This window comes from Acetobacter conturbans, assembly GCF_011516755.1.
GTDB classification, from domain to species: domain Bacteria; phylum Pseudomonadota; class Alphaproteobacteria; order Acetobacterales; family Acetobacteraceae; genus Acetobacter; species Acetobacter conturbans.
The window spans coordinates 56222-65249 of sequence record NZ_WOSY01000003.1 but is presented as its reverse complement, the minus strand read 5'-3'; the positions used below and the strand labels follow the sequence as shown (position 1 = coordinate 65249).

The following is a 9028-nucleotide window of genomic DNA, read 5'->3' as shown; positions in this document are numbered from 1 at the left end:
AAACGGAGCGCAGGGCTGGGCGCCCGGCGCGACGCGGAACGCGGTTGTGTGACACCCGTCCTGGAGGTTTTCGGCACATGAATGAACTCATGAAGATCCTTGGCCAGAGCGGTCAGGCTGCCACCTTCGACCAGATCAAGATCCAGCTGGCATCCAGCGAGCAGATCCGGTCCTGGTCCTATGGCGAGATCAAGAAGCCCGAGACGATCAACTATCGCACGTTCAAACCGGAACGCGATGGCCTGTTCTGTGCTCGTATCTTCGGACCGATCAAGGACTATGAGTGCCTGTGCGGCAAGTACAAGCGCATGAAGTTTCGCGGCATTGTCTGCGAAAAATGCGGTGTTGAAGTCACGCTGGCCAAGGTCCGGCGTGAGCGCATGGGACATATCCAGCTCGCAAGCCCGGTCGCCCATATCTGGTTCCTGAAGTCGCTCCCGAGCCGTATCGGCCTGATGGTCGACATGACCCTGAAAGATCTGGAAAAAGTTCTCTACTTTGAGAGCTATCTGGTTCTGGAGCCGGGCACGTCACCGTTGAAGCAGTTCAGCCTGCTGACGGAAGACCAGTATCTCGACGTGCTGGACGAACATGCGGAAGATGGCATCGAGGTCGGCATTGGCGCCGAGGCCATCAAGAAGCTTCTCGAGCGCATTGATTGCGACGCCGAGAAGGTCAATCTCCGTCAGGAACTGAAGGAGACCACCTCCGAGGCCAAGCGCAAGAAGCTGGTCAAGCGTCTGAAGCTGATCGAGGCGTTTGCGGAAAGTGGCTGCAAGCCCGACTGGATGATTCTGGATATCATTCCGGTCATTCCGCCGGAACTGCGACCGCTGGTGCCGCTCGACGGTGGCCGTTTCGCCACGTCAGATCTGAATGATCTCTATCGTCGCGTCATCAACCGTAACAACCGCCTGAAGCGGCTCATGGAACTGCGCGCGCCGGACATCATTGTCCGTAACGAAAAGCGCATGTTGCAGGAATCCGTTGATGCGCTGTTCGATAACGGTCGTCGTGGCCGTGCCATCGCCGGTGCAAACAAACGTCCGCTGAAGTCGCTGTCCGACATGCTGAAGGGCAAGCAGGGTCGCTTCCGTCAGAACCTGCTCGGTAAGCGCGTCGATTATTCAGGCCGTTCGGTCATCGTGGTCGGCCCGGAACTGAAGCTGCATCAGTGTGGTCTTCCCAAGAAGATGGCACTCGAACTGTTCAAACCGTTCATCTACTCGAAGCTCGAGAAATACGGTCACGCCACCACCATCAAGGCTGCAAAGCGTATGGTGGAAAAGGAGCGTCCGGAAGTCTGGGATATCCTCGAAGAGGTGATCCGTGAGCATCCGGTGATGCTGAACCGCGCGCCGACGCTTCATCGCCTTGGTATTCAGGCATTCGAGCCGATCCTTGTCGAAGGTAAGGCTATCCAGCTTCACCCGCTGGTTTGCACCGCCTTTAACGCGGACTTCGACGGTGACCAGATGGCCGTGCATGTGCCGTTGTCGCTGGAAGCTCAGCTTGAAGCGCGCGTGCTGATGATGTCCACCAACAACATTCTCAGCCCCGCGAACGGTAAGCCGATCATCGTGCCGTCACAGGATATTGTCCTGGGTCTGTATTATCTCAGTCTCGAAACGCCTGAGTTCGGTGCGACTCTGGATCGTAATGAGTATGACGATAAGACCGGTGAACTCCTGAAAAAGGGTGCGTCGTCTTTCGGGTCGATCAATGAAGTTGAATACGCTCTGGCTTCAGGGCTGCTGAAGCTTCACGACAAGATCCGCATGCGTCTGGAAATGACGGGTGAGGACGGCAAGCTTCATGCTGAACACGTCATCACGACCCCGGGGCGTGTGCTGATTGCTCAGATTCTGCCTAAGAGCAGCGCCATTCCGTTCTCCCTGATCAACAAGCAGTTGACCAAGAAGAACGTGTCGGACGTGATTGACGCGGTGTATCGTCACTGCGGTCAGAAAGAAGCGGTGATCTTCTGCGACCGCATGATGGGCCTTGGTTTCCGTCATGCGGCGAAAGCCGGCATTTCCTTCGGCAAGGATGACATGATCATCCCCAAGGAGAAGAAGGAACTGGTTGATCGCACGTCTGCCGAAGTCAAAGAGTTCGAGCAGCAATATCAGGACGGTCTGATCACAGCTGGCGAGCGCTACAATAAGGTGGTGGATGCGTGGTCGCGTTGCACGGACGAAGTGCAGGCCGCGATGACCAAGGAACTCTCCAGAGCTGAAATCGGCAAGCCGATCAACTCGGTCTGGATGATGAGCCATTCCGGTGCCCGTGGGTCACCGGCGCAGATGAAGCAGCTTGCCGGTATGCGTGGTCTGATGGCCAAGCCGTCAGGTGAGATCATCGAGCAGCCGATTATCGCCAACTTTAAAGAAGGCCTGTCGGTTCTCGATTACTTCACTTCGACCCATGGTGCCCGTAAGGGTCTTGCGGATACGGCGCTGAAGACGGCGAACTCGGGTTATCTGACACGTCGTCTGGTCGACGTGGCGCAGGACTGCATCATCGTCGAAGAGGATTGTGGTGCCGAGCGTGGCCTGACCGTTCGCGCGGTCATGGATGGTGGTGAGGTCGTCTCATCTCTGTCCGAGCGTATCCTCGGGCGAACACTGGCGACGGATGTCGTTCATCCGATCTCGGGTGAGATTCTGTTCAAGCGCAACCGTCTCGTGGAAGAGGCTGATGCCGAAATCATCGAGAATGCTGGCGTTGAAACCCTTCTGATCCGCTCCGTCCTGACCTGTGACAGTCGCGTTGGTGTTTGTGGCCATTGTTACGGTCGTGATCTCGCACGTGGCACGCCGGTTAATATCGGTGAAGCTGTGGGCGTTATTGCCGCGCAGTCCATCGGTGAGCCGGGTACACAGCTGACCATGCGTACCTTCCATATTGGTGGTGCGGCACAGCGTGGCGCAGAGCAGTCGATGGTCGAAGCGTCGCGTGACGGTAAGGTGACGATCCGTAATCGTAACGTGGTCCACAATTCGCAGAACGTGCCGATCGTCATGTCGCGTAACTGCGAAATCATCCTCACGGATGAGAACGGGACCGAGCGGGCGCGTTATCGCGTGCCTTACGGTGCGCGGCTGCTTATCGATGAAGGGCAGGCGGTCGATCGTAACCAGAAGATGGCCGAGTGGGACCCGTACACCTTGCCGATCATCACGGAGAAAGCGGGAACGGTCGAATATCTTGACCTCATCGATTCCATCACGCTCGTCGAGCGTATGGATGAAGTGACCGGCCTGACCTCCAAGGTGGTTGTGGATTACAAGCAGGCAGCGAAAGGTGTGGATCTGCGTCCGCGTCTTCAGCTCAAGGACAGCAACAGCAACGTCATTAAGCTGGATAACGGCAATGACGCGCGCTATTTCCTGTCCCCGGACTCGCTGCTCTCCGTTGAGAACGGTGCGCTGGTCCACGCCGGTGACGTGCTTGCACGTATTCCGCGTGAAGGTTCGAAGACGCGTGACATTACCGGTGGTCTGCCGCGTGTGGCCGAACTGTTCGAGGCGCGTCGTCCGAAGGATCATGCGATCATCGCCGAAAACGAAGGTCGTGTTGAGTTCGGTAAGGATTACAAGTCGAAGCGCCGCATCATCGTGAAGAACGATGAAACCGGCGAAGAGACCGAATATCTGGTGCCGAAAGGCAAGCACGTTTCCGTTCAGGAAGGCGATTTCGTCCAGAAGGGTGATCCTCTGGTCGATGGTCCGCGCGTGCCCCATGACATTCTGAAAGTCATGGGTGTCGAGGCTCTGTCCGATTATCTCGTCAACGAGATCCAGGACGTCTATCGACTGCAGGGTGTGAAGATCAACGACAAGCACATCGAGGTGATTGTTCGCCAGATGCTGCAGAAAGTTGAGGTTCTGGAGCCCGGTGACACGACTTACCTAGTGGGTGAGACGGTGGACCGGATCGAGTACGAGACGGAGAACACCAAGCGTCTCAACGCGGGTGAGCGTGCTGCTCTGGCGATGCCGGTGCTGCAGGGCATCACAAAGGCCTCACTGCAGACTCAATCCTTCATCTCTGCCGCCTCCTTCCAGGAGACGACGCGTGTTCTGACAGAGGCAGCAACGGCTGGTAAGGTCGATACGCTGAACGGTCTGAAGGAGAACGTGATCGTTGGACGACTGATCCCGGCCGGAACGGGCAGCTTCATGAACAAGCTGCGCGCAGTTGCGGCTGGTCAGGACCGTCAGCGTCTGGAGAAGAACACCGAAGCCGCCGAATAAAAGCGACAGGTTATTGCGAACAAGGAAAGGCTGGGGAAACCTGGCCTTTTTTTGTGGGCCAATGAATCGGTAGCGTATTGGCGGCAACGCAGATATTGCACGTCGCTTTTAAGAATTCTCGTGAATTTTTAGCGGTTTTCTCTGGTCAAGAGAGGGATTTCGCGCTAAAGAGCGGCCAAATCGTTGCAATGCGACGCTGCGCATCCGGACCTCTCCGGAATGTATCTGGTGCGCAGAACGGGAAATAGAGACGAATCGGGTGGGTTTTATTGACTCACCTGCCTCTCCGCTCTAGTGTCCGCCGCCTTAGCTCCATGCAATTCGACATTGTCATGTCGGTGCAGGTTGTTGCCAGGGTAAGGTTTGAAACATGCGGTTCCACGTATTCTTCGAGAGTACGTTCAGGCCGGATGTAAACATAGGCTCTTCGGACGTGCGTTCGAAGGGGTGATTTTAGATGACAGTCGGCAACCAGAGTAAGGGTTTGCCGGCCGAATTGTGTAAGGATCGGGAAAGGCGCATGCCGACCATCAACCAGCTGATCGCCAAAGGGCGCGAGCCTGCAGCAAAGCGTAACAAGGTGCCGGCCCTTCAGGGTTGCCCTCAGAAGCGTGGCGTTTGCACGCGCGTTTATACGACCACACCGAAGAAGCCGAACTCCGCTCTGCGTAAGGTCGCCAAGGTGCGTCTGACGAACGGCTACGAGGTGGTGAGCTATATTCCAGGTGAAGGTCATAACCTTCAGGAGCATAGCGTCGTCCTGATCCGTGGCGGCCGTGTGAAGGATCTTCCGGGTGTCCGTTACCACATCCTGCGCGGTGTGCTCGATACGCAGGGTATCGCTAAGCGCCGTCAGCGTCGTTCGCTCTATGGCGCGAAGCGTCCGAAGTAAGAGGAATATCGAGGCATGAGTCGCCGTCACCGCGCCGTAAAGCGCGAGATCCTTCCGGATCCGAAATTTGGAGATGTCGTTATCACGCGTTTTATGAATGCGTTGATGTACGATGGTAAGAAATCCACTGCCGAGGGCATCGTTTATGGTGCGCTGGATGTGCTGCAGCGTCGTGGTGGCGCAGCTGCTGATCCTGTCACCATGTTCCATGCTGCCCTTGACAACGTGAAGCCAGCCGTTGAGGTCCGCTCGCGTCGTGTTGGTGGTGCGACATATCAGGTGCCTGTCGAGGTCCGTACGGATCGCCGTCAGGCGCTGGCAATTCGCTGGCTGATTGACGCATCCCGCAAGCGTGGCGAGAGCACGATGCAGGATCGCCTGTCGAACGAACTTCTTGATGCCGTGAACAATCGTGGCGCTGCAGTCAAGAAGCGCGAAGACACGCACCGCATGGCTGAAGCCAACAAGGCATTCAGTCACTATCGCTGGTAAGTGGCGTTTATTTTGCGCGGCACGGCGGTTTGTCCGTTGTGTCGCGAAGAGTTAGCAACCGCATCCCGCAATTTATGCGGGTAACGGAGAGAAACGATGGCAAAGGCTAAATTCGAGCGTAATAAGCCGCACTGCAATATCGGCACCATTGGTCACGTTGATCATGGCAAGACGTCGCTGACCGCTGCGATCACGAAGACGCTGGCAAAATCCGGTGGCGCTGAGTACAAAGCGTACGACATGATTGACGCTGCTCCTGAGGAGCGTGCTCGTGGTATCACCATCTCCACGGCTCACGTTGAGTACGAGACGGCTGCCCGTCATTACGCTCACGTCGACTGCCCTGGTCACGCCGATTATGTGAAGAACATGATCACCGGTGCGGCTCAGATGGACGGTGCGATCCTTGTTGTGTCCGCTGCTGATGGCCCGATGCCCCAGACGCGTGAGCACATCCTGCTTGCCCGTCAGGTCGGTGTTCCGGCTCTGGTGGTCTTCCTGAACAAGGTTGATCAGGTTGACGATCCCGAGCTGCTTGAGCTGGTTGAGATGGAAGTGCGCGAACTTCTTTCTTCTTATCAGTTCCCGGGCGACGAAATTCCGGTGATCAAGGGCTCTGCTCTTGTAACTCTGGAAGATGGTGATCCGGAAATCGGCGAAAACCGCGTTCGCGATCTGATGGATGCTGTTGACAGCTACATCCCGCAGCCGGAGCGTCCGATTGATCGTCCGTTCCTGATGCCGATCGAAGATGTGTTCTCGATTTCTGGTCGTGGAACAGTGGTCACGGGTCGTGTTGAGCGTGGCGTTGTCAACACAGGTGATGAAGTCGAAATCATCGGCATTCGCCCGACGACGAAGACGACAGTGACCGGCGTTGAAATGTTCCGTAAGCTGCTTGATCGTGGTGAGGCTGGCGACAACATTGGTGCTCTGCTTCGTGGCACGAAGCGTGAAGATGTTGAGCGTGGTCAGGTTCTGGCTAAGCCGGGCTCCATTATGCCGCACAAGAAGTTCAAGGCTGAGGCTTACATCCTCACCAAGGAAGAAGGTGGCCGTCACACGCCGTTCTTCACGAACTATCGTCCGCAGTTCTACTTCCGTACGACGGACGTTACAGGCGTCGTTCATCTGCCGGAAGGCACGGAAATGGTCATGCCGGGTGACAACATCGCTATGGATGTCGAGCTGATTGCTCCGATTGCCATGGACGAAGGTCTCCGTTTCGCTATCCGCGAAGGTGGCCGTACGGTCGGTGCAGGCGTGGTCGCTTCTATCACCGAGTAATACGGGGCAGGTGCCCCAACGGGCCCTGAACTGAGTGGCCCCGGTCGGAGTGATCCGGCCGGGGTATTACTTGGCGGTGGGACATCCCGGGCAGACCCTGACCGGATTAGAAAGTTGGACTGAAACAAGACGATGGACAACCAGAACATCCGCATTCGCCTAAAGGCGTACGATCATCGCGTGCTCGATAACAGCACGAAAGAAATCGTCAACACGGCGAAGCGTACAGGTGCGCGGGTTCGGGGTCCTATCCCGCTGCCGACGCATATCGAACGGTTCACAGTGAACCGCTCACCCCACGTGGATAAGAAAAGCCGCGAGCAGTTCGAAATTCGGACTCATCGCCGGCTGCTCGACATTGTCGAGCCGACCCCGCAGACCGTGGACGCCCTCATGAAGCTCGACCTCGCCGCTGGCGTTGATGTCGAGATCAAACTCTAAGGTCCAGACGATGCGTACCGGATTGATCGCAAGAAAGCTGGGTATGACCCGGCTATTCAAGGAAGATGGCACTCATGTGCCTGTCACTGTCCTGCATCTTGATGATGTGCAGGTGGTCGATACCCGTACCGAGGAGCGAGACGGTTATACCGCTGTGCAACTCGGTCTTGGTAAGGCCAAGGTGAAGAATGTCACGAAACCGAATCGCGGCCATTTTGCCCGCGTGAAGGTCGAGCCGAAGAAAGCTGTGCGCGAATTTCGCGTTGCCGCTGATGCCGTTCTCGAGCCTGGGTCCCGTATTCTGGCCTCCCACTTTGTGGTTGGACAGAAGGTGGATGTCACAGGAACGAGTAAGGGTAAGGGGTTCGCAGGCGCGATGAAGCGCTGGAACTTCGCTGGTCTCGAAGCTTCTCACGGTGTGTCCGTCTCTCACCGTTCTCATGGTTCTACCGGCAACCGTCAGGATCCGGGCAAGACCTTCAAGAACAAGAAGATGGCTGGTCATCTCGGCGACGAGCGCGTGACGACGCTGAACCTGGAAGTGGCTGCGGTCGATCCGGAAAAGAATCTGGTCATGATTTGTGGTTCCATCCCGGGCGCGAAGAACGGACTGGTCATGGTCCGTGACGCGATCAAAAAGGCCCGTCATGCAGAGGCGCCGTATCCGGCAGCCCTTGCGACGGCGGAGGGCTGAGGACGATGGAACTCGATATCAAGACCCTGGACAACGGTAGCGCCGGCACGGCCACGCTCCCGGATGAAATTTTTGCTACGGCGCCGCGTGCCGATATCATGGCACGTGTCGTTCATTGGCAGCTCGCGAAGCGTCGCGCCGGTACCCACAAGGTAAAGGGTATGGGCGAAGTTTCGGGCACGACGAAAAAGCCTTTTCGCCAGAAGGGCACAGGCTCGGCTCGTCAGGGCTCGCTGCGCTCTCCGCAGTATCGTACGGGTGGTGTGGTTCATGGGCCGGTCGTTCGCGATCATGGCTATGATCTGCCGAAGAAGGTCCGTCGTCTCGGCCTGATCTCCGCACTGTCGCAGAAGGCGAAGGACGGCAAGCTGATCGTTCTTGACGCGGCTGATGGTGTGACGAAGACGGCTGAGCTGGCTGTAAAGCTTAAGGCTCTGGGCTGGACTTCGGTGCTGATCGTTGATGGCTCGGTCAATGAAGGCTTCATCCGCGCGGCCCGCAACCTGCCGAAGATTGACGTCCTGCCGACCATCGGTGCGAACGTCTATGACATTCTCAATCACGACGTGCTTGCGATCACGCGGGCTGGCGTCGAAGGCCTGAAGGAGCGGCTGGCATGACGAATGTGCTTGCGATCCGCAAGAAGGCGGAAAAGATGTCGCGCGAGGCGCTGTATGACATCGTTCGTGCGCCGCTGATCACCGAAAAAGCGACAGCGATGTCCGAGAAGAACCAGGTGGCCTTTAAGGTTGCCATCTCGGCTACAAAGCCTGAGATCAAGGTCGCGGTCGAGGCACTGTTCGGCGTCAAGGTCGTCAGCGTCTGCACGCTGGTTCAGAAGGGCAAGGCGAAGCGTTTCAAGGGGCGTGCCGGACAGCGCTCCGATATCAAGAAGGCGTTCGTGCAGCTGGCGGAGGGTCAGTCCATTGACCTGACCGCCAAGCTGGCGTGACGCGGGGTATC

The 9028-nt window shown here is 57.1% G+C and carries 8 protein-coding genes; all 8 read left to right on the top strand.

Going from position 1 to position 9028, the window contains the following annotated elements:
- Positions 1-77 precede the first annotated feature (77 nt).
- A complete protein-coding gene (gene rpoC / locus GOB81_RS03850) occupies positions 78-4259 on the top strand; it encodes a DNA-directed RNA polymerase subunit beta' (RefSeq protein WP_173569063.1) in 4182 nt (1393 codons plus the stop codon).
- Between the two features lie 520 nt (positions 4260-4779).
- Entirely contained in the window at positions 4780-5151 is a 372-nt protein-coding gene (gene rpsL / locus GOB81_RS03845; protein ID WP_003621118.1) for a 30S ribosomal protein S12, read from the top strand.
- Between the two features lie 15 nt (positions 5152-5166).
- Complete coding sequence (rpsG, locus tag GOB81_RS03840) at positions 5167-5643, top strand: 30S ribosomal protein S7 (RefSeq protein ID WP_173569062.1); 477 nt, start codon at positions 5167-5169, stop codon at positions 5641-5643.
- 96 nt (positions 5644-5739) lie between these two features.
- Positions 5740-6930 (top strand): elongation factor Tu, encoded by a 1191-nt coding sequence (tuf, locus tag GOB81_RS03835; protein ID WP_173569061.1) that lies wholly within the window; start codon positions 5740-5742, stop codon positions 6928-6930.
- A 132-nt stretch (positions 6931-7062) separates the two neighbouring features.
- On the top strand, positions 7063-7371 hold the full coding sequence (gene rpsJ / locus GOB81_RS03830) for a 30S ribosomal protein S10 (RefSeq protein WP_007282720.1): 309 nt from the start codon (positions 7063-7065) through the stop codon (positions 7369-7371).
- 10 nt (positions 7372-7381) lie between these two features.
- Positions 7382-8065, top strand: a complete 684-nt coding sequence (gene rplC / locus GOB81_RS03825; RefSeq protein WP_173569060.1) for a 50S ribosomal protein L3 — start codon at positions 7382-7384, stop codon at positions 8063-8065.
- Between the two features lie 5 nt (positions 8066-8070).
- Positions 8071-8685, top strand: a complete 615-nt coding sequence (gene rplD / locus GOB81_RS03820; RefSeq protein WP_173569059.1) for a 50S ribosomal protein L4 — start codon at positions 8071-8073, stop codon at positions 8683-8685.
- A gap of 35 nt (positions 8686-8720) precedes the next feature.
- Complete coding sequence (locus GOB81_RS03815) at positions 8721-9017, top strand: 50S ribosomal protein L23 (protein ID WP_173569257.1); 297 nt, start codon at positions 8721-8723, stop codon at positions 9015-9017.
- Positions 9018-9028 lie beyond the last annotated feature (11 nt).